This is a genomic window from Streptomyces sp. CA-181903, from assembly GCF_050937075.1.
Lineage (GTDB): Bacteria > Actinomycetota > Actinomycetes > Streptomycetales > Streptomycetaceae > Streptomyces.
The window spans coordinates 4,050,090-4,072,005 of the sequence record NZ_JBNJLY010000001.1 but is presented as its reverse complement, the minus strand read 5'-3'; the positions used below and the strand labels follow the sequence as shown (position 1 = coordinate 4,072,005).

At 71.2% G+C, this 21,916-nt stretch carries 16 protein-coding genes, 1 tRNA gene and 3 pseudogenes; 7 read left to right on the top strand and 13 right to left on the bottom strand.

Translation table 11 applies throughout. The features are described 5' to 3' along the window. Window positions 1-237 precede the first annotated feature (237 nt). The 4 genes and pseudogenes from ACQEVS_RS18235 to ACQEVS_RS18220 all read right to left on the bottom strand — a co-directional run. Window positions 238-1,044: pseudogene (locus tag ACQEVS_RS18235) on the bottom strand (MBL fold metallo-hydrolase); the annotation flags it as partial. Between the two features lie 28 nt (window positions 1,045-1,072). Then, the gene (locus tag ACQEVS_RS18230; RefSeq protein WP_433021663.1) at window positions 1,073-2,050 is read right to left on the bottom strand and encodes an NUDIX hydrolase; all 978 of its coding nucleotides are present in this window, start codon (window positions 2,048-2,050) and stop codon (window positions 1,073-1,075) included. Between the two features lie 212 nt (window positions 2,051-2,262). After that, window positions 2,263-2,727 carry a RidA family protein gene (locus ACQEVS_RS18225; protein WP_433021661.1) on the bottom strand — a complete coding sequence of 155 codons (465 nt, stop codon included), beginning with the start codon at window positions 2,725-2,727 and terminating at the stop codon, window positions 2,263-2,265. Continuing rightward, complete coding sequence (locus ACQEVS_RS18220) at window positions 2,724-2,882, bottom strand: DUF4177 domain-containing protein (protein WP_003967454.1); 159 nt, start codon at window positions 2,880-2,882, stop codon at window positions 2,724-2,726. Before ACQEVS_RS18220 ends, ACQEVS_RS18225 begins: the two co-directional genes overlap by 4 nt. Before the next feature lie 71 nt (window positions 2,883-2,953). Between ACQEVS_RS18220 and ACQEVS_RS18215 the strand changes: the two genes are divergently transcribed. Both ACQEVS_RS18215 and ACQEVS_RS18210 read left to right on the top strand, forming a co-directional pair. Then, complete coding sequence (locus ACQEVS_RS18215; protein WP_433021659.1) at window positions 2,954-4,075, top strand: ArsA family ATPase; 1,122 nt, start codon at window positions 2,954-2,956, stop codon at window positions 4,073-4,075. Beyond that, the gene (locus ACQEVS_RS18210; RefSeq protein ID WP_433021657.1) at window positions 4,072-5,766 is read left to right on the top strand and encodes an ArsA family ATPase; all 1,695 of its coding nucleotides are present in this window, start codon (window positions 4,072-4,074) and stop codon (window positions 5,764-5,766) included. The genes ACQEVS_RS18215 and ACQEVS_RS18210 overlap by 4 nt, the downstream gene beginning before the upstream one ends. A 220-nt stretch (window positions 5,767-5,986) precedes the next feature. Here ACQEVS_RS18210 and ACQEVS_RS18205 read toward each other — a convergent pair whose 3' ends face one another. Then, window positions 5,987-6,322, bottom strand: coding sequence for a WhiB family transcriptional regulator (locus ACQEVS_RS18205; RefSeq protein ID WP_004939680.1), 336 nt, complete (start codon window positions 6,320-6,322; stop codon window positions 5,987-5,989). A gap of 529 nt (window positions 6,323-6,851) precedes the next feature. Here ACQEVS_RS18205 and ACQEVS_RS18200 point away from each other — a divergent pair. Next, a complete protein-coding gene (locus ACQEVS_RS18200; RefSeq protein ID WP_433021655.1) occupies window positions 6,852-8,891 on the top strand; it encodes a transglycosylase domain-containing protein in 2,040 nt (679 codons plus the stop codon). Between the two features lie 128 nt (window positions 8,892-9,019). Here the strand turns inward: ACQEVS_RS18200 and ACQEVS_RS18195 are convergent, their stop codons facing one another. Next, window positions 9,020-9,481, bottom strand: coding sequence for a GatB/YqeY domain-containing protein (locus tag ACQEVS_RS18195; protein WP_433021653.1), 462 nt, complete (start codon window positions 9,479-9,481; stop codon window positions 9,020-9,022). 141 nt (window positions 9,482-9,622) lie between these two features. Here ACQEVS_RS18195 and ACQEVS_RS18190 point away from each other — a divergent pair. Together ACQEVS_RS18190 and ACQEVS_RS18185 are read left to right on the top strand one after the other, a co-directional pair. After that, window positions 9,623-10,551 (top strand): annotated as a pseudogene (locus ACQEVS_RS18190) (metallophosphoesterase). A gap of 159 nt (window positions 10,552-10,710) precedes the next feature. Then, a tRNA-Pro gene (locus tag ACQEVS_RS18185) sits at window positions 10,711-10,784 on the top strand. A 702-nt stretch (window positions 10,785-11,486) separates the two neighbouring features. Here the strand turns inward: ACQEVS_RS18185 and ACQEVS_RS18180 are convergent. Next, window positions 11,487-11,690 (bottom strand): annotated as a pseudogene (locus tag ACQEVS_RS18180) (MarR family transcriptional regulator); the annotation flags it as partial. A 94-nt stretch (window positions 11,691-11,784) separates the two neighbouring features. Here ACQEVS_RS18180 and ACQEVS_RS18175 point away from each other — a divergent pair. Together ACQEVS_RS18175 and ACQEVS_RS18170 are read left to right on the top strand one after the other, a co-directional pair. Continuing rightward, on the top strand, window positions 11,785-12,303 hold the full coding sequence (locus ACQEVS_RS18175; RefSeq protein ID WP_433021651.1) for a phenolic acid decarboxylase: 519 nt from the start codon (window positions 11,785-11,787) through the stop codon (window positions 12,301-12,303). A gap of 250 nt (window positions 12,304-12,553) precedes the next feature. Then, window positions 12,554-14,374 (top strand): prolyl oligopeptidase family serine peptidase, encoded by a 1,821-nt coding sequence (locus ACQEVS_RS18170; protein ID WP_433027672.1) that lies wholly within the window; start codon window positions 12,554-12,556, stop codon window positions 14,372-14,374. Between the two features lie 179 nt (window positions 14,375-14,553). On the opposite strand, the gene ACQEVS_RS18165 is transcribed toward ACQEVS_RS18170, so the two are convergent. From ACQEVS_RS18165 to ACQEVS_RS18140, 6 genes are all read right to left on the bottom strand, one after another. Next, complete coding sequence (locus ACQEVS_RS18165) at window positions 14,554-15,432, bottom strand: SURF1 family protein (RefSeq protein ID WP_433021649.1); 879 nt, start codon at window positions 15,430-15,432, stop codon at window positions 14,554-14,556. Window positions 15,433-15,505: 73 nt separating this feature from the next. Next, on the bottom strand, window positions 15,506-16,729 hold the full coding sequence (locus ACQEVS_RS18160; protein WP_433021647.1) for a hypothetical protein: 1,224 nt from the start codon (window positions 16,727-16,729) through the stop codon (window positions 15,506-15,508). A 49-nt stretch (window positions 16,730-16,778) separates the two neighbouring features. Further along, window positions 16,779-17,360, bottom strand: coding sequence for a SigE family RNA polymerase sigma factor (locus tag ACQEVS_RS18155; protein ID WP_433027669.1), 582 nt, complete (start codon window positions 17,358-17,360; stop codon window positions 16,779-16,781). A gap of 1,047 nt (window positions 17,361-18,407) precedes the next feature. Continuing rightward, on the bottom strand, window positions 18,408-19,679 hold the full coding sequence (locus tag ACQEVS_RS18150) for an aspartate kinase (protein WP_152263168.1): 1,272 nt from the start codon (window positions 19,677-19,679) through the stop codon (window positions 18,408-18,410). A 228-nt stretch (window positions 19,680-19,907) separates the two neighbouring features. Next, window positions 19,908-20,486, bottom strand: a complete 579-nt coding sequence (locus ACQEVS_RS18145) for a Uma2 family endonuclease (protein WP_433021645.1) — start codon at window positions 20,484-20,486, stop codon at window positions 19,908-19,910. Between the two features lie 53 nt (window positions 20,487-20,539). Beyond that, window positions 20,540-21,808 (bottom strand): MarR family transcriptional regulator, encoded by a 1,269-nt coding sequence (locus ACQEVS_RS18140; protein ID WP_433021643.1) that lies wholly within the window; start codon window positions 21,806-21,808, stop codon window positions 20,540-20,542. Window positions 21,809-21,916: the final 108 nt, after the last annotated feature.

Sequence of the window (21,916 nt, the reverse complement as noted above, 5' to 3'; positions counted from 1 at the left end):
CCGTAGGAGGGTCCCGTTCCGACGGGGCCCTCCTACGGCGTACTCCGGCCTACGGCCGGCGGAAGGGCCTCCGCGCCCATCGGCCAGGCGGGATGCGCTGCGCCCGCCGGACCGGCCGGGTCAGCTCGTGCTCGCTCGAAACCGGCCGGATCGGCCCCTGCTCGCTCACGCCCCGTCAGTCCGGCCCGCACCCGTTCGCGACCGGCGCCAGACCGGCCCGCACCCGCTCAAGACCGGCTAGATCAGCCCGTGCTCGCTCAGGTAGTCCAGCTGCGCCCTGACCGACAGCTCCGCCGCCGGCCACACCGCGCGGTCCACGTCCGCGTACACGTGCGCCACCACCTCGGCCGGAGTGCGGTGCCCCGCCTCGACGGCGGTCTCCACCTGGGCGAGGCGCTTTGCCCGGTGGGCCAGGTAGTACTCCAGGGCGCCCCGCGCGTCGTCCAGTACCGGACCGTGGGCGGGCAGGACCGTCCGTACGTCCTCCTCGACGACGAGCGTCCGCAGCCGGCGCAGTGAGTCGAGGTAGTCGCCGAGCCGCCCGTCGGGGTGGGCGACGACGGTGGTGCCCCGGCCGAGGACGGTGTCCCCGGTGATCAGGGCCCGGTCCGCGGGCAGGTGGAGGCAGACGGAGTCCGCCGTGTGCCCGGCCGCGGGGACCACCCGCAGTTCCAGTCCGCCGACGGTGATCACATCGCCCGCCGCGAGCCCCTCGCCGCCCACGCGCAGGGCCGGGTCCACCGCGCGCACGGGCGCGCCCGTCAGCTCGGCGAAGCGCTCGGCACCGCCGGAGTGGTCGAGGTGCCCGTGGGTGAGCAGGGCCAGGACGATCCGTCGGCCCGACTCCTCGGCCGCGGCGATGACGGCCCGCAGGTGGGACTCGTCGAGCGGACCGGGGTCGACGACCACCGCCTCGTCGGACCCGGGCTCGGCCAGCAGCCAGGTGTTGGTGCCGTCGAGTGTCATCGCGGACGGGTTGGGCGCGAGGACGCAGGCCGCGCGCGGGGTGGCGGGACCGGCCGGGCTGCCCGCCCGGGGCGTCCCGGCGGTTCGGCGGGTACGGCTGCGTACGTCATGCGTCGGCTCCCGGAGTCGCGGTCGCTGGAGTGTGCGGAGGGCCCGGAGGGCGGGACAAGAGGTGCTTGGTGAACTCCTCGTGCCCGGGCCAGCTCAGCACGATCTCTTCCCCGACGAGCCGGGCCCGCGCGAGCACCGGGGTGAGATCCCGCTCACCGGCCGCCGTCAGCACCGCGGGCACGTCCCCGTACGGCAGCAACGCGCGGAGCGTGGAGACGGTGGGCGGCATCATCAGCAGTTCGCCGCGGTCGTAGCCGGTGACGGCCTCGGCGGGGCGGATCCAGACGGCCCGGTCGGCTTCGGTGGAGACACCGGCGGTGCGCTGGCCGTCGGGCAGGGCCGCCACGAAGAACCAGGTGTCGTACCGCCGGGGTTCGAACTCCGGGGTGATCCAGCGTGCCCAGCCGCCCAGCAGATCGCTGCGGAGCAGCAGTCCGCGGCGTTCCAGGAAGTCGCCGAACGAGAGCTCGTGACCGGCGAGCGCGGCCCGGTCGGCCTCCCATTCCTCGCCGGTGGTGTCCGCGACGACCGTGGCCGGGTCCGGGCCGGCGAGCAGCACGCCGGCCTCTTCGAAGGTCTCGCGGACGGCCGCGCAGACGACGGCCTGCGCCACCTCCGGCTCGACTCCGAGCCGAGCGGCCCACTCCCGCGGCGAGGGTCCTGACCAGGGCACGTCGCGTTCGTCGCGGGGATCGACGGCGCCGCCCGGGTACGCGTACGCGCCGCCGGCGAAGGCCATGGAGGCGCGTCTGCGCAGCAGGTGCACGGCCAGGGCGCCGTCGGTGTCCGTCCGCAGGAGCAGGACGGTGGAGGCGCGCCGGGGCGGTACGGGCTCGAGCTCGCCGTGCGCGAGCCGCCGGATCCGGTCGGGCCACTCGGGCGGATACCACTGCCCGTTCCCGCGACCGTTCTCACGACCGCTCTCGGGGTCGTCCGCTCCGCCGCCGCCCGTCCGGCCGTTCGTCGTCACCATGGCCGGATGCTATGCGCTGGTGCGCGGATGTTCGAGGGGGCGCGGGAGGCCCGGGACGCTCGGCGTCACGGACCTCCGCGCCCGTAACTCGTCCCGGCGCTGCGGGACTCGTACGGTCCGCGCCGCGGACGTACACCGATAGCGGCCCGGAAGACGTACACCGTCCCAGCCCGGAAGCGGTAAGGCCCCGCCGCCCGGAAGCGAACCGGACGTCAGTCCGCGACCTCCACCTGGAGCTCGACCTCGACCGGCGCGTCCAGCGGCAGCACCGCGACGCCCACCGCAGAGCGCGCGTGCACGCCCTTTTCGCCGAGGACTTCGCCCAGCAGCTCGCTGGCACCGTTCAGCACGCCGGGCTGGCCGGTGAAGTCGGGCGCGGAGGCGACGAAGCCCACCACCTTCACCACCCGGACGATCCGGTCCAGATCGCCGACGACCGACTTCACGGCGGCCAGGGCGTTCAGCGCGCAGACGCCCGCCAGTTCCTTGGCCTGCTCGGGGCTGACCTCGGCGCCGACCTTGCCCGTGACGGGAATGGCCCCCTTGACCATGGGCAGTTGGCCCGCGGTGAAGACGTACGCGCCACTGCGCACGGCCGGCTGGTAGGCGGCCAGCGGAGGGACGACGTCCGGCAGGGTCAGCCCGAGCTCCGCGAGCCTGTCCTCGACGGCACTCACGCCTTTTCCCGCTTCAGGTAGGCCACGAGCTGCTCGGGGTTGTTCGGCCCGGGAACGACCTGGACGAGCTCCCAGCCGTCCTCGCCCCAGGTGTCCAGAATCTGCTTGGTCGCGTGCACCAGAAGCGGCACCGTCGCGTATTCCCACTTGGTCATGGACCGACTGTAATGCCTCACACTGACAGCCTCGTGCGTAGCCCGCGGGGCGACTGGTTAGGCTCCGGACCATGAGCAGGCTCCATGTCGTCAGTGGCAAGGGCGGTACCGGCAAGACCACCGTCGCCGCCGCTCTCGCCCTCGCCCTCGCGGCCGAGGGAAAACGCGCACTGCTGGTCGAGGTCGAGGGCCGGCAGGGCATCGCCCAGCTCTTCGAGACGGAGGCGCTTCCCTATGAGGAACGCAAGATCGCGGTAGCTCCCGGAGGCGGCGAGGTGTACGCGCTGGCCATCGACGCCGAGCGCGCCCTCCTCGACTACCTCCACATGTTCTACAAGCTCGGCAGCGCCGGGCGGGCCCTGAAGAAGCTCGGCGCGATCGACTTCGCGACGACCATCGCCCCGGGGCTGCGGGACGTCCTGCTGACCGGCAAGGCGTGTGAGGCCGTGCGCCGCAAGGACCGCGCGGGCCGCTTCGTCTACGACCACGTCGTGATGGACGCCCCGCCGACCGGCCGCATCACCCGCTTCCTCAACGTCAACGACGAGGTGGCGGGCCTGGCCCGGATCGGCCCGATCCACAACCAGGCGCAGGCCGTGATGCGCGTCCTCAAGTCGCCGCAGACGGCGGTGCACCTGGTGACGCTGCTGGAGGAGATGCCGGTCCAGGAGACGGTGGACGGCGTGGCGGAGCTGCGTGCCGCGGGGCTGCCGGTCGGGGGCGTGGTCATCAACATGGTGCGCCCGGAGGTCCTCGACGAGGCGGCCGTGGAGGAGGCCGCGAACGGCCGGCGCGACGCCGTCGCCGGCGCTCTCGCCGAGGCCCTGGCCCGGACGTCGTCCGGCGGCGGGAGCCGGGCGGGTTCGGCGGGCGCCCTGGTCGGGCCGCTGCTCGACGAGGCTCGCGAGCACACCGGACGGCTGGCGCTCGAACGCCTCGGCCGCTCCCGGCTCGCTGAACTGTCCCTTCCCACCAGTGAATTGCGGCTGCTGGGCGACGGCGTGGACCTGGCCGGCCTGTACCGCATGGCGCGTGCGCTGCGGGAACAGGACATCGTCCGGCGGGACACCGGCGAGCGGGAAGGCGCGACGCGGCCGGCCACCGCGTCGCACGGCGTCACCGCGCACAGCGCCACTTCGCACGCCGCCACTTCGCAAGGCGCCACGAGCCGAACGACCGAGGGGGCCCAGTGAGCCTGGACAGGACGACCGCGCTCGACATCGACCCCATCCTGGACGACCGCCGCACCCGAATCGTGGTCTGCTGCGGCTCCGGCGGGGTCGGCAAGACGACGACCGCCGCCGCGCTGGGCCTGCGGGCGGCGGAGCGCGGCCGGCGGGTGGTCGTGCTCACCATCGACCCGGCGCGCCGGCTCGCGCAGTCGATGGGGATCGAGGAGCTGGACAACGTGCCGCGCCGGGTCCCCGGCGTCGACGCGGCCGCCGGCGGTGAACTGCACGCCATGATGCTCGACATGAAGGGGACCTTCGACGAGATCGTCGAGGCGCACGCCGACAAGGAGCGCGCCCGGGCGATCCTGGAGAATCCCTTCTACCAGTCGCTGTCGGCCGGCTTCGCCGGGACGCAGGAGTACATGGCCATGGAGAAGCTGGGCCAGCTCCGCTCCCGCGACGAATGGGACCTGATCGTCGTCGACACCCCACCGAGCCGTTCGGCGCTGGACTTCCTTGACGCGCCGAGCCGGCTGGGGTCGTTCCTGGACGGCAAGCTCATCAAGCTGCTGATGGCCCCGGCGAAGATCGGCGGTCGGGCCGGCATGAAGTTCCTGGGCGTCGGGATGTCCGTGATGAGCGGGCCCCTGAACAAACTGATGGGCGCCCAACTGCTGCGTGACGTACAGACCTTCGTGGCGGCGATGGACACCATGTTCGGCGGTTTCCGTACCCGTGCCGATGCCACGTACCGCCTGCTCCAGGCCCCGGGGACGGCGTTCCTCGTCGTCGCCGCCCCCGAGCGGGACGCGTTGCGGGAGGCCGCCTACTTCGTCCAGCGGCTGGCCGCGGAGCGAATGCCGCTGGCAGGACTGGTGCTGAACCGGGTGCACGGCAGCGGTGCCGCGCGGCTCTCCGCCGAGCGGGCGCTCGCGGCGGCCGAGGCGTTGTCCGACGAGACCGGCGGGCCGGACGAGCCCGTGCGGTCCCCGGCGCACGCGGGTGGCACCGCGACGGCGGATTACACAGAAAATCTTGCCGGTTCCGGCATTGTGGATCGTGGCAGCGGGCAAGCTGGGACACGTACCGCTGACGACCCTGGCACCGTCACTCCCCTCGACACATCCTCTCCCGAGAGCGGCTTCCCCCAGCCCGTGTCCCCCGGAGTGCCCACGGTGTCGGCAGACTCCGCGGCACCGTCAGGAACAGCAGCTCCGGCAGCGCCGGCACCATCGGGATCCGCATCCGCGCCGTCGTCTTCGTCACCGGTGTCGTCCGCGTCGTCGACGTCACCGAGCGCGGAGGCGGATTCCGTCGGAGCCGTGCGAGCGGGTTCCGGCGCGGAGTCCGTCGTAACGGAAACCACGGAGGCCGTCGTCGGAACCAAGCAGGCCGTCGTCGCGGGAACCCCGGGTTCCACAGGAGGGGGCACCCCGCTCTCCGCCGAGGAACTCGCCGCCGGGCTGCTGCGCCTGCACGCGGAGCGCATGCGGGTGCTCACGCGCGAGCGGCGCACCCGGGACCGTTTCACCGCGCTGCACCCGGACGTTCCGGTGGCCGAGGTGCCGGCGCTCCCCGGCGACGTGCACGACCTGTCCGGGCTGCGGGCCATCGGCGACCGGCTGGCCGGGCAGCCGGTCGCGGCCGACGGGCCGGGCGGTGCGGCCGAGGGTGCGGTGCCGTCCCGGCAAGGGGCGGGCCGGGTGGAGTGACCGCGGCCGCGGGGGCGTCCCGTGGCGCTGCGACCCGTTCGCCGTGATCCGTAGCGCTGCGCTTCATAGCGCCGTGGCCCATAGCCGCCGTGGTTCATAGCGCGCGTAACAGTGGAAGGGCCTGGTCCGGTCCGACGGGGTCCGGGCCGGGCGGCGTGGTGGAACGGAGCGGCCGGAGGAAGCGGGTGGCCCTGGCATCAGCCCGCGTAGGCCCGGCGGTCTACCCGGCCGCCGCGTACGCGTCGTACTCCTCCTCGCCCAGCGGCAGGAGGCCGGCGCCGCGCTCGTACTCGGTACGGGCGGTCTCCAGCAGCCTGCGCCAGGACGTGACCGTCGGCCGGCGGCGTAGCAGCGCCCGCCGCTCGCGCTCGGTCATCCCGCCCCAAACGCCGAACTCGACGCGATTGTCGAGCGCGTCGGCCAGGCACTCGGTGCGGACCGGACACCCGGTGCAGACCGCCTTGGCCCTGTTCTGCGCTGCGCCCTGAACGAACAGTTCATCCGGATCGGTAGTGCGGCAGGCGGCCTGCGCACTCCAGTCGGTTACCCAGCCCATGCTGGCGCCGTCCTCTCCCGAATTGAGGCTCCCCCACGGCGGCAGCGGCATATTCACCGTTGCCAGTTGAGGACGTTACGGAAGCAGGGCAGGGGGCAACACCCCTTCGGGCCCAATCTTGAATGGCCCGAACGGACTATGCGTACGCGGCAGATCACCCAACGGAGTGACCTGACGACATCAGAGACTTTCCTGTGCAGACAGGGACACTTCACCCTTCTCGCACTGGACACCCAGTGACACATGCGGCAATACGGACACACCTCATCACCTACAGGAGTGAAGGCACGGGTGATGCTGAAGAAGCCGCAGTGGCTGGCGTAAAACAGCGTAGGCGAACACACGGGCGTCTGTCCGCCGAATGAGAACGTAGGCTTTCCTTCATGGCTATGAAGCGCTCGGGCGGGGGGCCTCTTCAGGGGCCCAGCAAGCCGCCAAGTTCCTCGGCGTCAGCGTCCTCTCCGGAGTTCTGCTGGCCGGTCTGGCCCTGCCGGCCGTCGGCGCGTTCGGCCTGGCGGCCAAGGGGACGGTGGAGGGGTTCGACGAACTCCCCGCCAACCTCAAGACGCCCCCGCTCAGCCAGCGCACGATCATCCTCGACTCAGAAGGCGGGGAGATAGCCAAGGTCTACTCCCGCGACCGCACGGTCGTCCCGCTGAGCCGGATCTCCCCGTACATGCAGAAGGCGATCGTCGCCATCGAGGACGCGCGCTTCTACGAGCACGGCGCGGTCGACCTCAAGGGCGTGCTGCGCGCCGTCAACCGCAACGCCCAGAGCGGCGGCGTCTCCGAGGGCGCGTCCACGCTCACCCAGCAGTACGTCAAGAACGTCTTCATCGAGGAGGCCGGCGACGATCCGGAGAAGGTCGCCGTCGCCACGCAGCAGACCATCGGCCGCAAGGTCAAGGAGCTGAAGTACGCCATCCAGGTGGAGAAGGAGCTGGGCAAGCAGCGCATCCTCGCCAACTACCTGAACATCACCTTCTTCGGGCAGCAGGCGTACGGCGTCGAGGCCGCCTCGCAGCGCTACTTCAGCAAGCACGCCAAGGACCTCACCCTCGGGGAGTCCGCGCTGCTCGCCGGCATCGTCCAGTCGCCCAGCCGCTTCGACCCGGTCAACGCGCCCAAGGAGGCCGCCAAGCGGCGGAATCTGGTCCTCCAGCGGATGGCGGACCTGAAGAACATCACGCCCGCGCAGCTGGCCGCCGAGAAGGCGAAGCCGATCAAGCTCAACGTCAGCCGCCCCAAGAGCGGTTGCATCACCGCCGTCAACGGCTCCGGTTTCTTCTGCGACTACGTCCGGCAGACCTTCCTCCAGGACCCCGCCTTCGGCAAGACGAAGGAAGCCCGCGCCAAGCGGTGGAACGAGGGCGGGATGACGATCCGCACCACCCTCGACCCGCAGACGCAGAAGTCGGTGCAGAAGTCGATCACCGACCACGTCTACCAGGGCGACCGGGTGGCCACCGCGATCTCCATCGTGGAGCCGGGGACGGGCAAGGTGCTGGGCATGGGCCAGTCCAAGCCGTACGGCTTCGGCAAGAACCAGACCCAGATCAACCTGTCGGCCAACCACGACATGGGCGGCTCGACCTACGGCTTCCAGCCCGGCTCCACCTTCAAGCCGATCATCGCGGCGGCGGCGCTGGAGGAGGGCAAGTCGGCGAACCAGGTGTACCCCTCGCCGTACAGCATGTCCTACCCGTCCGAGATCGAGGGCTGCAAGAGCACCTGGAAGAACGGCGGGGACACGGTCAGCAACGAGAACCGGAGCGAGGTCGGCCCGTACGGGATGGCGGAGGCGACCGCCAAGTCCGTCAACACCTACTTCATCCAGCTGCTGGAGGACGTCGGCCTCTGCCCCGCCGTGAAGATGGCGGACAAGCTGGGGCTCACGCTCACCCCGAAGAACCAGGTCCCCGCGATGGCCATCGGCGGTTCGCAGGGCATGGCCCCGCTGAACATGGCCGCCGCCTACGCGGCCTTCGCCAACCGGGGCACGTACTGCACCCCCGTCGTCATCACCTCCGCGCTGGGCCCGAACGGCAAGCCGCTGAACATCCCCAAGTCGCAGTGTTCGCGCGCGATGTCCGAGCAGACGGCCGAGACGATCAGCACCCTGCTCAAGGGCGTCGTCGAGGACGGCACGGGCAAGGAGGCGGGCCTCAGCGGCCGTGACAGCGCGGGCAAGACGGGTACGACGGACGGCCGGAAGGCGGCCTGGTTCGTCGGCTACACCCCGAACATGGCCGGTGCCGTCTGGGTCGGCGGCGCGGGCGACGAGGTGCAGATGGAGGACATCACCATCGGTGGCGTCTACCACGCCCAGGTCTACGGCGGTGACACCCCCGGCCCGATCTGGCGCGACGCCATGAGCGGCGCCCTGGAGAACAAGTCCGCCCCCACCTTCGACATGGTGCCCGGCATCGACACCGGGGACTCCGACAAGGGGGACAAGCAGGGGAAGGGCAAGAAGGGCGGCGGCTCGGGCCGGCAGGGCAACAAGCCCGGGGCGAACGGGAAGAACGGGAAGAACGGCGGGAACGACAAGCCGGGCCGAGGGCACTGAGGCACGAGGGCGAAGAGGGACAAGAGGAGTAAGAGGAGCAAAAGGGAGGGGCCTCCCCCGGACCGTTCATGGTCCGGGGGAGGCCCCTCCCTTTTATCTCCGCTCTTGTTTGCGCTCTTGTTCCGCTCTTACGAAAGCTGGCGCTTGACCTCGGCGGAGACCCGGCCGCCCTCGGCGCGGTTGCCGACCTTGGGCTTGACGATCTTCATCACGGCGCCCATGGCCTTCGGCCCCTCGGCCCCACCGCTCTTCGCCTCCGCCACGGCCTCGGCGACGAGCGCGGTGAGCTCCTCGTCCGACAGCTGCTGCGGCAGGTACGAGGCGAGCACCTCGCCCTCCGCCCGCTCCCGCTCGGCGGAGTCGGCCCGGCCGCCCTTCGCGAACGCGTCCGCGGCCTCGCGGCGCTTCTTCGCCTCGCGCGTGATCACCTTCAGGACCTCGTCGTCGGAGAGCTCACGGGCCTGCTTGCCCGCGGTCTCCTCGTAACCGATCGCGGAGAGGGTGAGACGGAGAGTGGCGGAGCGCAGCTCGTCGCGCGCCTTGATGGCGGCCGTGAGGTCTTCCTGGAGCTTTGCCTTGAGCGTGGTCATGCCGCAATCTTCGCATCCCGCCCCCGCCCGTGCCCCGCATTAACGACGGCACCCGCCTCTGCGGGCGCTCGCGGCCCACAACTCCCCTTGGCCACCCGGCCCATGGCACGACCGTCCCCCGCCGTCTGCGACCATGGCCGTATGCGCGCGCGATACGCAGTACCCCTGGGAATCACAGCAGTCGGCGCGGCGGGCATCGCCTACGCCGCCGGCTTCGAAGTCCGCTCCTTCCGGCTCCGGCGGGTGACCGTGCCCGTCCTGCCGCCCGGGATGCGTCCACTGCGGGTGCTGCAGGTCTCGGACATCCACATGGTCAGCGGGCAGCGCAAGAAGCAGCGCTGGCTGCAGTCCCTCGCCGGCCTGCGCCCCGACTTCGTGATCAACACCGGCGACAACCTCTCCGACCCGGAGGGCGTCCCCGAGACCCTGGACGCGCTGGGCCCGCTGATGCAGTTCCCCGGCGCCTACGTCTTCGGCTCGAACGACTACTACGGGCCCAAGCTGCGGAACCCGGCCCGCTACCTCTTCGAGAAGGCCAGCGGACGGCACGGCCTCAACGGCAACGCACCGGCCGTCGGCGTGATCCACAACCCCTGGGAGGGGCTGCGGGACGCCTTCGACAAGGCAGGCTGGGTCAACCTCACCAACACCCGGGGCCACCTGAAGATCGGCGGCAACGAGATCGCGCTCACCGGGCTCGACGACCCGCACATCAAGCGGGACCGGTACGACGCCGTCCAAGGCGGCCCGGCCCAGGACGCCGACTTCTCCCTCGCCGTCGTTCACGCCCCCTACCTGCGGGTCCTCGACGCCTTCACGGCCGACGGCTACCCCTTGATCCTCGCCGGCCACACCCACGGAGGCCAGCTCTGCATCCCCTTCTACGGGGCACTGGTCACCAACTGCGACATCGACACCGACCGGGTCAAGGGCCTCTCCACCCACCGCGCCGGCGGCCACCGCTCGTACCTCCACGTCTCGGCCGGCTGCGGCACCAACCGCTACACCCCCGTCCGCTTCGCCTGCCCCCCGAGGCCACCCTCCTCACCCTCACCCCCCGCGACGCCTGACCCACACCTCCGCACTCCGTCCGCCGAAGCTCCACCGGGGCCGCCCCCAGCACTGAGGGCGGCCCCTGCCGCTTCCCCGCTCATCCCCCCTACCTGCACCTCCCCGAGAACCGGATTTCGCCTCCCGGCTCCAGTCCGCTAAAGTAGAGCTCGTTGCAGCGGGGTGTAGCGCAGCTTGGCAGCGCGCTTCGTTCGGGACGAAGAGGTCGTGGGTTCAAATCCCGCCACCCCGACTTGGTTGCACAGGCCGGAGCCCCGATCCACAGAGTGGATCGGGGCTCCGGCTTTTTCGGGTGGTCGACCGGACGGCCTCCGGGTCGCGGCGAGGTGGTTGTGATGCGGATCACCTGATGTTCGGCCTCAGCGGCCAGCCGTGTCTTTTTGCCCGACATAAGTCCGGCGCCGCCCGACAGTCGATCTGTGGGGAACCGGTGAATTCCTCGTCGCCAGACTGGCGTTGGCGGCATGTGTGCCGCGCCCGGACTCTGCGGCGCCGACCCGCCGCAAGCAGCCCTGGGTGGCGGCCGCCCTGCTGCGCGCGGCGCCCTGTCCGCGCTCGCCGTGCAGTTGTGAAGAAGCCCCAAGCTCGCCGGCAGGGCGGAGGCGGCCCGGCCTTGCGCCAACCGGTCGTCCGCGGCGGTGAACTGATCAGGGTGGTCCTTCCTGGCGCCTCTCACCCGGTCGTCAGGCGCGGCGGCGGCCTGTCGCGTCCTGTCGCTCCAGGGCGACCAGCAGGTCGGCCAGGGCGGGCAGGGCCTCGTCGATGGCCAGGCGGGCGGTGGGGGCAGGGCGTCGAGGGCTTGGCGGAGGGCGGCGGTGCTGGTGCGGTCGTAGCGGTCCAGCATGTCGAGGGCGCGCGGGGTGGCGGACAGGTGCACCGTGCGCAGGTCGGTGGCCGAGGGAGTGCGCTCGATCAGGTCCGCGGCGGCCATGGCGCGGACGAGGTTGCTGATCGTGGAGGGGGCGGCGCGGAGGCGTACCGACGCCTCGCGGGGGGTGATGTTCCCGGTTTCGGCGAGTACGCGCAGCAGCTCGATCTGCGCTTCCGGGAGGTCGGGGAGCCCTTCCGAGCGGCGGGTGCGCAGCACGGCGCGGCGGAGGGGGCCGAGCAACCGTCCGAGCTCTGTCGCGGTGTCCATGGCCCCATTGTGCCGGTGTGGTTATTTTGCATCAAACTTATTTTGTTGCAAAATGAAGTCGTCCGCACTTCAACAGTCCTCTTGGAGGTAGATCATGAGCGTGCTCGGCGAGCTCGTCCCGGCGCAGGACCTCTCCGGCATCGTCGGCCACCGGTTCATCTACACGTACGCCAACGGCTGGCAGTACGAGATGTACGTGAAGAACGACCGCACCATCGACTACCGCATCCACAGCGGTCACGTCGGCGGTCGCTGGGTCAAGGGCCAGGAGGTCGATCTGGTCCAGCTCGACGAGGACAGCTTCAAGGTGTCCTGGACCGAGCCCACCGGCACCTCGGTCGCCGTCAACATCATGCCGGGCAAGCGGCGCCTGCACGGCGTGATCTTCTTCCCGGACTGGATCCGGCAGCACGGCGAGCGGACCGTCTGCTTCCAGAACGATCACCTGGACGAGATGCGTGACTACCGCGACGCCGGCCCGACCTATCCCATCTACGTCGTCCCGGAGTTCGCCCGCATCACGCTCGATGAGTACGTCGGCGTGGACGACGACTCGGTCGTCTCCGTCGCTCCCGGAGATCTTCCGGAAGGCTGGGCCGAGCGCGTCGGCTGAGTGGCTGCGTGGACTTCGAGTCCTTCGGCGTCTCGTACATGTCCCCACTATGAGCCGCGCCACTGACAGCGGACGGTGACATGTTCGACGTTCGGCCGATTCGGGTCCGCAACCACCCTTGAGGGTCACGGAGTTATCCACAAGCGAGTGGTTGTCCACAGACTCGGTGCCGTCCGGACCGGATGTCGGTGGTTCGGCGCAGAATGGGGTCATGACTGAGAGCAACGGGGCCCTGCGGGGCGACGAGTCCATGCCCGATTGGGAAAAGCGCTTCCGGGCGCCCCGCACGGGGCTGCCCGGATGGGCGGAAGAGGCGCCGGACCGCTCGCTGTTCACCTCCAACGCGACGGGCACCTACGAGGTGTACGCGTGGGACCGGGCGAGCGGTGAGCGGCGGCAGGTGACGGACCGCCCCAACGGCACCACGGGCGGGGTGCTGACGCCGGACGGCGAGTGGATCTGGTGGTTCTCGGACACGGACGGCGACGAGTTCGGCGTCTGGATGCGGCAGCCCTTCCACGGCGGGGCGGACGAGCCGGCGGTGCCCGGGCTGGAGCCCTCCTACCCGAGCGGGCTGGCCCTGGGCCGGGACGGCACCGCGGTCATCGGCCGGTCCACCGACAAGTCCGGCTCATCGGTGCACGTGGCCCGCCCGGGCGCGGAGCCGATGGAGATCTACCGGCACGACGAGTCGGCCGTGGTCGCCGGGCTCTCGCACGACAGCACCCTGATCGCGATAGAGCACACCGAGCACGGCGACGCCATGCACTCGGCCGTGCGGATCCTCCGGCTGGACGGCACGACCGTGGCCGAGCTGGACGACACCCAGGGCGGCACCCAGGAGCTCGGGCTGTCGGTGACGGCCTTCTCCCCCGTCCCCGGCGACTCCCGGCTGCTCCTCGGGCACCAGCGGCGTGGCCGGTGGGAGCCCCTGCTGTGGGACGCGGTCACCGGTGAGGAGACCGTGATATCCCTCGACCTCCCCGGCGACCTGGAAGCCGACTGGTACCCGGACGGTTCGGCGCTGCTCGTCGAGCACAGCCACCACGCCCGCACCGAGCTGTGGCGCTATGACCTGGCGGACGGTTCCCTGAGCCGTCTGGACACCCCTTCGGGCACGGTGTCCGGCGCCCTGGCGCGCCCCGACGGGTCGGTGGAGTTCCTCTGGTCCTCGGCGGAGAAGCCGCCCGTGGTCCGCTCCACGGCAGGGCACGTGGTGCTGGAGGCACCGGCTGGTGCGGACGGTGTGATCCGGGCGCCCGAGTCGGTCCCGGTGGAGGACATATGGGTGGAGGGGCCCGGCGGCATGGTCCACGCCCTGCTGCAGAAGCCGGCGGGCGAGGGCCCCTTCCCGACGGTCTTCGAGATCCACGGAGGTCCGACCTGGCACGACAGCGACGCCTTCGCCGCCGGCCCGGCGGCCTGGGTGGACCACGGTTTCGCGGTCGTCCGGGTGAACTACCGAGGCTCCACCGGCTACGGCCGGGCGTGGACGGACGCGCTCAAGCACCGGGTCGGACTGATCGAGTTGGAGGACATCGCGGCCGTCCGCGAGCACGTCGTCACCTCCGGGCTCGCCGACCCCGGGAAGCTGGTACTGGCGGGCGGCTCGTGGGGCGGGTACCTGACGCTGCTGGGAGTGGGCACGCAGCCCGACGCCTGGACGGTGGGCCTGGCCGCCGTGCCCGTCGCCGACTACGTCACGGCCTACCACGACGAGATGGAGGCGCTGAAGGCCCTCGACCGCACCCTCCTCGGCGGTACTCCCGAGGAGGTACCGGAGCGCTTCGCCGCCTCGTCACCGATCACTTACGTGGACGAGGTCCGGGCGCCGGTCTACATCTCGGCCGGTGTGAACGACCCCCGCTGCCCCATACGCCAGGTGGAGAACTACGTGCGGCGGCTGGAGGAGCGCGGTCACCCGCACGAGGTGTACCGGTACGACGCCGGCCACGGCTCGCTGGTCGTGGAGGAGCGGATCAAGCAGCTCCGGCTGGAGATCGCTTTCGCGGAGCGCCACCTTGGCCTCCGGGACGACCGTCCGGAGCAGCGGAGCGCCGCTCCGGCGTGACGGCCGGACACCCAGGTGTCCGGGCGCCCGGCGCAGCCGCGGATGGATGGAGATGTAGGTGCAGGGCCCCGGCCGAAGCGGGGCTCTGCCCGAAGCGGGACTCTGCCCGAAACAGGGCTCTGCCCGAAACAGGGCTCTGCGTCCGTGGCGAGCGGGGTCCGGCCGGGAACTGGATTCCGTCAGGCCACGGGGGTTTGGTCGTTCGCGGAGGCTTGACCGGTCGCCGGGGCCTTGCCCGCCGCAGTGGATGCGGCGGGTGTGGCGGATGCGGCGACCGGGCCCGGGTCCGGGGCGAGGCCCAGGGCCGCGTCCCGCGCGGCCTCGACCTCGCGCCGGAACAGCCGGAACCACATGAAGAGCACGAAGCCGACGAAGACGAACCACTCACCCGTGTAACCGAGGTTCTGGAACGCCTTGAGGTCCAGGCCGGTGTTGGGCGGAGCGGCCGGCGGCACCGGGGTCAGAGGGGCGGGCGCGTCCGTCGCCGTGATCCAGGCGTCGTACACCGGGTAGGGAAGGAGGTTGACCAGTGAAGCGGCACTGATGACACCCAGTTGGCCGGTGGGCAGGCCGCCGGTGTGCACGCCCTTCGACGTCGCGCTTTCCGACGACTGGAGGGCGCCCGCGACGGTGACCCGGCCGGGCGGCGGGGTCGGCACCTTGGCCGTGTCCGCCTTGGAGTCGGCGTCGCCGGGCACCCAGCCCCGGACCACGGGCAGCGCCTTGCCGTCGTCGGTGCGCAGCGGCGTCAGGACGTAGAAGCCCTTGCGGTCGTCGAGGTCCCGGTCGGGCACGAGCAGCTGGTGCTCGGTGTCATAGCGACCGGTGGCGCTGGCCTTGCGGCCCGACGTCTCCGTCGTCACCGGCAGCAGTTCGCGCAGCGGCGTGGCGGCGGCGCGGCGCGCCTCGTCGGCCTGGGTCTGCTGTTCGTGGTGCGAGTCGACGCGGGTCTCGAAGCGGCCGAGCTGCCAGCTGCCCATGAAGAGGCAGAAGGGGATGGCGAGCACGGCGAAGACGTTGATCCCCCACCAGCGAGGAGTCAGCAGGAACCGGTACACACCCCCACGGTACGGGGAACGCGGAGCGTGACGGCAGGCGGCCCTCGGGTTGGGCCGCCTCGCGAAGGCCGGTTCACCGCCTAGGTGGGCGGGGCGGCGTCCGGGAGGGCACCCGTGTGGTAGACGGTCCCGGCGCACGCGTCGGGGATACGGGCCTCCGCCGCGGCCGGTTCACCGGACACCGGCGTGTTGGTGAGAGTGACGCTGCCCGTCGGCGCCGGCGGGGCGGGCGTCTCGGGCGGGACGACGGCGGGAGGGGAGGTCGCAGGCGAGGTGGCGGGGGCTTCGGCGTCCCGGCCGACCGTTTTGGTGGGGGCACCGGCGGCGGGGGCGGGGTGGCGGTGCCGCCGGCCTTGGTACAGGCCGTCGCTCCGCCGTCCGCCGCCGGGACCCAGGCGAACTTCACCTCGTACGCCTGCCCCGGTCGGAGGACCACCGTGCGGGGTGCCCGCTCCGGGTCGGGGAGGCCGGCCGCCGGGTCGCCGACGGTGTGGTCCACGACGGAGACGCGCGCTTTCTGCGCGCCGCCCGCGGTCTGGGCGACGAGCTCTCCGGGGCCGGTCACGGCACAGAGGGCGTGCGAGACGTTGACGATGCGGAAGGCGCCGTAGACGCGGCCCGTGGCGTCGGCGGCTCCGACCGTTCCCGAGCCCTTGCCCAGCTGGGCGCGGTCGCAGGTCGGGGCGGCGGCGCTGAAGGTGACGCCGGGGGTCGGGGAGGTGCCGTCGGTGGTGTCGCGGGGGCGGTTCGGTTCCCGGCTCGCTTCCGAGGTGCCGGTTTCACCGCCCGGCTGCTCGACGCGGTGCTCGCCACGAGCCGCCGTGCCGCCGCCGGGCCGTGAGGTGTCGGCGGGGCCGCCGTCGCGTTCTCCTCCTCCGACCGTCTCCTCGGCGTGCCGGTGGCTGCTCGCGGCGTTGGCGGGTCGGTCGTCGGAGCCGAGCACTCCGACGGTGTCGGCGACGTGCATCAGGGCGGGCACCGCCGCCCCCACCAGCACCACGGCCGCCACCACGCCGCCCAGCGCCTGACGTCGGCGGGTGCGCCGGGCGGGCACGGCGCGGCGCAGGTGTTCCAGCGCGTCGTCGGAGGGCTCCAGGTTCTCGACGGCGCCCCGCAGCATCCGGCGCAGCGCCTGTTCGTCGAGGGACTGATCGCTCGGGGGCTTCCGTACGGGCGTCGGTTGGGAAACTGGTCGTTCACGTGCTGCTCGTTCGGGTGCTGTTCGTCCGGGCGCGGCGGTGCGGCGGGCGGCGGTCCGGGGTGGGCGGGCGTCGGATCGTTCGGGGAGGACGTCCATCGGCCGCCGTGGCGGCCGCGGAAGCGGCCGTCGCCCGGATTGCGGTGGTTCATGCCGGAGCCTCCATGGCGACACGGAGCGCGGCGATGCCCCGTGAGCCGTACGCCTTGACCGAGCCGAGCGAGAGGCCCAGCACCTCGGCCACTTGGGCCTCGGTCATGTCGGCGAAGTACCGCAGGACGAGCACCTCACGCTGCCGGCGCTGCAGGCCGCGCATCGCCTTGATCAATTGGTCTCGCTCCAGCTGTTCGTACGCCCCCTCTTCGGCGCTCGCCATGTCGGGCATCGGCTTGGAGAGCAGCTTGAGGCCCAGGATGCGGCGGCGCAGCGCGGAGCGGGACAGGTTGACGACAGTCTGCCGCAGGTAGGCCAGGGTCTTTTCCGGGTCGCGGACCCGGTTGCGGGCGGAATGCACCCGGATGAAAGCTTCCTGCACGACGTCTTCGCACGACGCGGTGTCGTCCAGGAGCAGCGCGGCCAGGCCGAGCAGCGACCGGTAGTGCGCCCGGTAGGTCTCGGTGAGGTGGTCGACCGTGGTACCGACGGCCATCGCCGCGTCGGCGGTCCCTGGCCGCACCTCCGCGTCAGCGGTGCCTGGGCGCACCTCCGCCTCAGCGGCCCCTGACCGCATTTCCGCGTCAGCGGTCCCTGGCCGGATCCCGGCGTCCTGACGCGCCCCGGCCCCCGGCAGCGCGGTCACCGAGGCATGGGTCACGACGCTCTGAGCCTCGCCGGTCTGCGCGTCGGCGGCCCGGCCCCGGGTGGGCTGGGTCGGAATGCGAGCCGTCGTCCGCTCCTGCGCGGCAGGCATAGCGGATGTAGCAGACGTAGTGGATGTAGTGGATGTAGTGGACGTAGTGGATCTAGCGGATGCGGCAGGCGTGGCGGGCGAGGCAGACGAAGCGGGCGAGGCAGACGAAGCGGGCGAGGCGGAGGCAGACGTCGTACCGGATTCAGAGCCCGGAGCGGAGGGCGGAGGCCAAGGGGCGATCACCGGCATACCGCCCACAGCCCGTGTACGCGAGCGCGCGGCGACGCTTCCGCGCCTCGGGACCGTTGCGATGCTGATGACCTCTGCCACGCCTGTTGGACACGCTTCCCCCCGACAGGGTTGTACGCACTCGGCGCCCCGGCCGCCGACGTGCCACGGACCGCCGCGCCGTGTGCCGCCATGCGTACCAGCCCTCCTCATGCCGCGAATCGCCCTGATCCCCGGCCGCCTTGAGCGAAGGCGGCGAGCAGGCCCCCGCCGGGCCGCCGGTCCTGGCGCCGGTAGGGCACCGCGGTCCTGCCGCGCCCGCACCGCAGCCGGTCAGGGGCGGCGGGAAGCGCGCGAAACGGGAAGCGTCTACTCGGACGGAGCGTCCGCGCAGTTCAAGGGGCCCGGACCAATGGCTTGATCACAGAACCTTCACACGTTCCCCAGTATTGCGGAGCACCCGCACCCGCCGCCACGAGTTCGGCGATCCGGAGGCGGCGGGATACGGACCCGGAGCCACCGGTCACACGCTCACCGACGGCGGGCGCGGCACAGGCGAGGAGTCAACCGGCCCGCGCCAGAGGAGTCAACCGGCCTGCGGCAAGGGCCGCTTGGCGACGGGCGGCGCCGATGCCGTCGAGTGTCGCGACGACAACGGCACCGCCCGTCCCCTACGCCCGCGAACAGGCCGCAGGCACGTCAGCGCCCGGTGCCCCCGTACACGACTGCCTCGTCCGTGTCGCTGTCCAGGCCGAACGCGGTGTGGACGGCGCGGACGGCCTCGTTCACGTCGTCGGCGCGCGTCACGACCGAGATGCGGATCTCGGAGGTCGAGATGAGCTCGATGTTCACGCCCGCGTTGGACAGCGCCTCGAAGAAGGCCGCCGTGACGCCCGGGTTGGTCTTCATACCCGCGCCGACCAGGGAGATCTTGGCGATCTGGTCGTCGTAACGCAGGTGCTCGAAACCGACGCGGCCCTTGGTCTTCTCCAGCGCCTCGATCGCCTTGCGGCCCTCGGCCTTCGGCAGGGTGAAGGAGATGTCCGTCAGGCCGGTGGCCGCCGCCGAGACGTTCTGCACCACCATGTCGATGTTGATCTCGGCGTCCGCGATGGCGCGGAAGATCGTCGCGGCCTCGCCCGGCTTGTCGGGCACCCCGACGACCGTGACCTTCGCCTCGGACGTGTCGTGCGCGACACCCGAGATGATCGCCTGCTCCACCGGCTGACCTCCTGGAGGCTCGTTGCTCACCCATGTGCCCTTGAGCCCCGAGAAGGACGACCGCACATGGATCGGGATGTTGTAACGGCGCGCGTATTCGACGCAGCGGTGCAGCAGCACCTTGGAACCGGAGCTCGCCAGCTCCAGCATGTCCTCGAACGAGATCCACTCGATCTTCCGCGCCTTCTTCACCACGCGCGGGTCGGCGGTGAACACGCCGTCGACGTCCGTGTAGATCTCGCAGACCTCGGCGTCCAGCGCGGCGGCGAGGGCGACGGCGGTGGTGTCCGACCCGCCCCGGCCCAGCGTCGTGATGTCCTTCTTGTCCTGGGACACGCCCTGGAAGCCGGCCACGATCGCGATGTTGCCCGCGTCGACCGACTGCTGGATGCGCCCGGGCGTGACATCGATGATGCGCGCCTTGTTGTGGACCGAGTCCGTGATGACGCCGGCCTGACTGCCCGTGAACGACTGCGCTTCGTGGCCGAGCGTTTTGATCGCCATGGCCAGCAGTGCCATGGAGATACGCTCTCCGGCGGTCAGCAGCATGTCGAACTCTCGCCCGGCAGGGATCGGCGATACCTGCTCGGCGAGGTCGATCAGCTCATCCGTCGTGTCACCCATCGCGGAAACCACGACGACGACCTGGTGGCCGTTCTTCTTGGCTTCCACGATTCGCTTGGCAACCCGCTTGATGCCTTCGGCATCCGCAACGGAGGAGCCTCCGTACTTCTGCACGACAAGGCCCACGTGCGCTCCTCGCAGCTCTGTGTAATGCGGTCGGCTCAGTCTAACGAGCGGCGGGAACGCGCCCTCGGGGCGCCGCATGCTGAGACGTCGCAGCCCGTTTCTCCACAGGTTCTCCATGGGCTTCCGAGTGCGCCCGTAAGGGACGCCGAAAAGCATCCGGCGAGCCTCTTACGGGAACTCCGGGGCGCTCCCCGCGGGAGAAGCGGGAGTTCTTGCGGTCGGGGTCCCCTAGTGGACGTACTTTTTCAACTGGTCCGTCTCCAGGGTGATGCCGACCGGGCCGGGAATCTCCACGACCGTCCCGTACGGGTACGAATTCCGGGCCCGGTACTTCCCCTTCCCCGGCTCGCTGTAGACGGTCACCTCGCACGCGTCACGATCGATGAGCAGATAGACGGGGATGCCCGCGGCGGCGTACCCGTCACGCTTCTCCCTGCGGTCCCGCCGGTCGGTGTCGCCGTCGTACGAGGTCACCTCGACCGTCATCAGCACGCCGTCCGGATCCGCCCACTCCCCCTGGCCGACGAAATGGTCCTCCGGTACGAGCACGCCGTCCGGCCGGGCCCGGCCGGTGCGGTATTCCTCGACCTTCAGCCCCTGCTCGGGGTAGAGCGCGAGCTCCGGCCGCTGCTGCATGCACTGCTTGAGGAGCCACATGATGATCGCTCCGTGATCCCCGTCCGGCACCGGCTTGACCTCTAGCTTTCCGTTGACGAATTCCAGGCGCACGGTCTCTGGTGCCGCGTGCGCGAGCTCTTCGAAGTCCTCGACGCTCATCTGGGGCCGGCCGGCGGCGCTGCGTGTCATGGTGTCGCCTCCTCGCCCCCATGGTGCCCCTACGGGAGCGTCCTGTGTGACAGTCACTCGGTTGCGACCTCCTCCGTTTCGACCGGGCGGCGTCCGGGCCGTCGGCGGTCGGCGGCGCGGGCGGTGCGCGGCTTGTACTCCCACCTGGAGCGGAACTCGGCCCGTGCGTGTGCCACGCCACGGCGTACGTGAGCCATCAAATCGTCGAAGTCGCCGGGCAGCGGCTCGGGTTCCCGCGAGGGCTCAAGTTCCTGCGTGGTCTCAGGTTCCCGCGAGGACTCGGGTTCCTCCGGGGCGTCGCAGGTCGCACAGAGGCCCGCACCCTTACGGGTGGCCTCGTCACTTCCGTGGCAGTCGGCACAGGCGACATGACTTCGGACGATGATTTCGTCCGTGCGTGCGGGCTGTGGGGACGGGAGTGGAGGCAGGGACGGCCGGAACGGGATGGGCGGCATCTTGCTCTCCAGCCGCTTCCGCACGAAGGCGGCCGGGTTGTGGACCTGCGGCGGCAACCCGTTCGACAGGGCCGCCAACAGTTGCTCCCTGCTCACCTGCCGCGCCAGCCACTCGGCGGCGAGCGGTTCGAGGGCGGAGCAGTCGGCGGCGGACAGGGTCAGGCGGGGGTCCCGGGTCCCGAGCAGGGCGAGTGCACGGTACGCGGGGGAAGGACGGGAAGAGCGGGAAGGGTAGGACGCCTGGGACGGGGGGCGGGGGTTCTGTACGGGGTCAGGCCCAACCCATACGGGGTCGGGCTCGCCCCGCACGAGACCAGGCTCGCCCCGCACGAGACCGGGCTCGTCCCGTACGAGGCCAGGCTCACCCCGTACGCAGTCGAGCTCACCCCGTCCGAGACCGGGTTCGCCCTCCACGGTTCGCGCGCCCTCCACGGCTCCCCCACCTCGTACAGGCTCCCGGAGCACGTCCAGGTGGTGCGCAACCTCCCGCGCGCCCCCGGCGGGCAACATGCCCTCCGCCACGCTCTCCCACCACTCCCGCGGGCGCGGCGTCCGGGAGAAGAAGGTGCAGGTGACCCAGCGCGAACCGTGTTCCCCGATCACCTGCATGCGCTTGCTGATCAAGTGTCCGGCCGCGACGAGGTTTCTGAGCGCGGTGCGGCACGCGGCCTGGCCGTAGTTCGGCAGCAGTTTGGCCAGGGTCTTCGCGTCCATCGCCGCGCCCTCGGGGAGGCGGTCGACGAACGCCGCGATCGACGCCTCGCGGGCGGGCAGGTGCGCGAAGTCGGCACGCGTGCGCGGACGTTGGTCCGGAGCCTCGCGTTTGCCGAACCCCGGCTTCGCCATGGGGTATGCGGGGGTGGGCATGTCAGCACTAGCATGGGCGGCAGCCACAGATCGAGGTCCCGATCTCGTAGGTCAGACCCCGGATCCGGTGTTGGCGCACCGACCGGGGTCGTTTCTTGTCGCGAACGC

What these genes read in the sequence shown, in the direction of transcription:
- ACQEVS_RS18175 (WP_433021651.1), top strand. Translation starts at nt 11,785, where the DNA reads ATGAGCGTGCTCGGCGAGCTCGTCCCGGCGCAGGACCTCTCCGGCATC.
- ACQEVS_RS18170 (WP_433027672.1), top strand. Translation starts at nt 12,554, where the DNA reads ATGCCCGATTGGGAAAAGCGCTTCCGGGCGCCCCGCACGGGGCTGCCC.
- ACQEVS_RS18155 (WP_433027669.1), bottom strand. Translation starts at nt 17,360, where the DNA reads ATGCGGTCAGGGGCCGCTGAGGCGGAGGTGCGCCCAGGCACCGCTGAC.
- ACQEVS_RS18215 (WP_433021659.1), top strand. Translation starts at nt 2,954, where the DNA reads ATGAGCAGGCTCCATGTCGTCAGTGGCAAGGGCGGTACCGGCAAGACC.
- ACQEVS_RS18145 (WP_433021645.1), bottom strand. Translation starts at nt 20,486, where the DNA reads ATGACACGCAGCGCCGCCGGCCGGCCCCAGATGAGCGTCGAGGACTTC.
- ACQEVS_RS18205 (WP_004939680.1), bottom strand. Translation starts at nt 6,322, where the DNA reads ATGGGCTGGGTAACCGACTGGAGTGCGCAGGCCGCCTGCCGCACTACC.
- ACQEVS_RS18160 (WP_433021647.1), bottom strand. Translation starts at nt 16,729, where the DNA reads ATGGACGTCCTCCCCGAACGATCCGACGCCCGCCCACCCCGGACCGCC.
- ACQEVS_RS18220 (WP_003967454.1), bottom strand. Translation starts at nt 2,882, where the DNA reads ATGACCAAGTGGGAATACGCGACGGTGCCGCTTCTGGTGCACGCGACC.
- ACQEVS_RS18230 (WP_433021663.1), bottom strand. Translation starts at nt 2,050, where the DNA reads ATGGTGACGACGAACGGCCGGACGGGCGGCGGCGGAGCGGACGACCCC.
- ACQEVS_RS18195 (WP_433021653.1), bottom strand. Translation starts at nt 9,481, where the DNA reads ATGACCACGCTCAAGGCAAAGCTCCAGGAAGACCTCACGGCCGCCATC.
- ACQEVS_RS18140 (WP_433021643.1), bottom strand. Translation starts at nt 21,808, where the DNA reads ATGCCCACCCCCGCATACCCCATGGCGAAGCCGGGGTTCGGCAAACGC.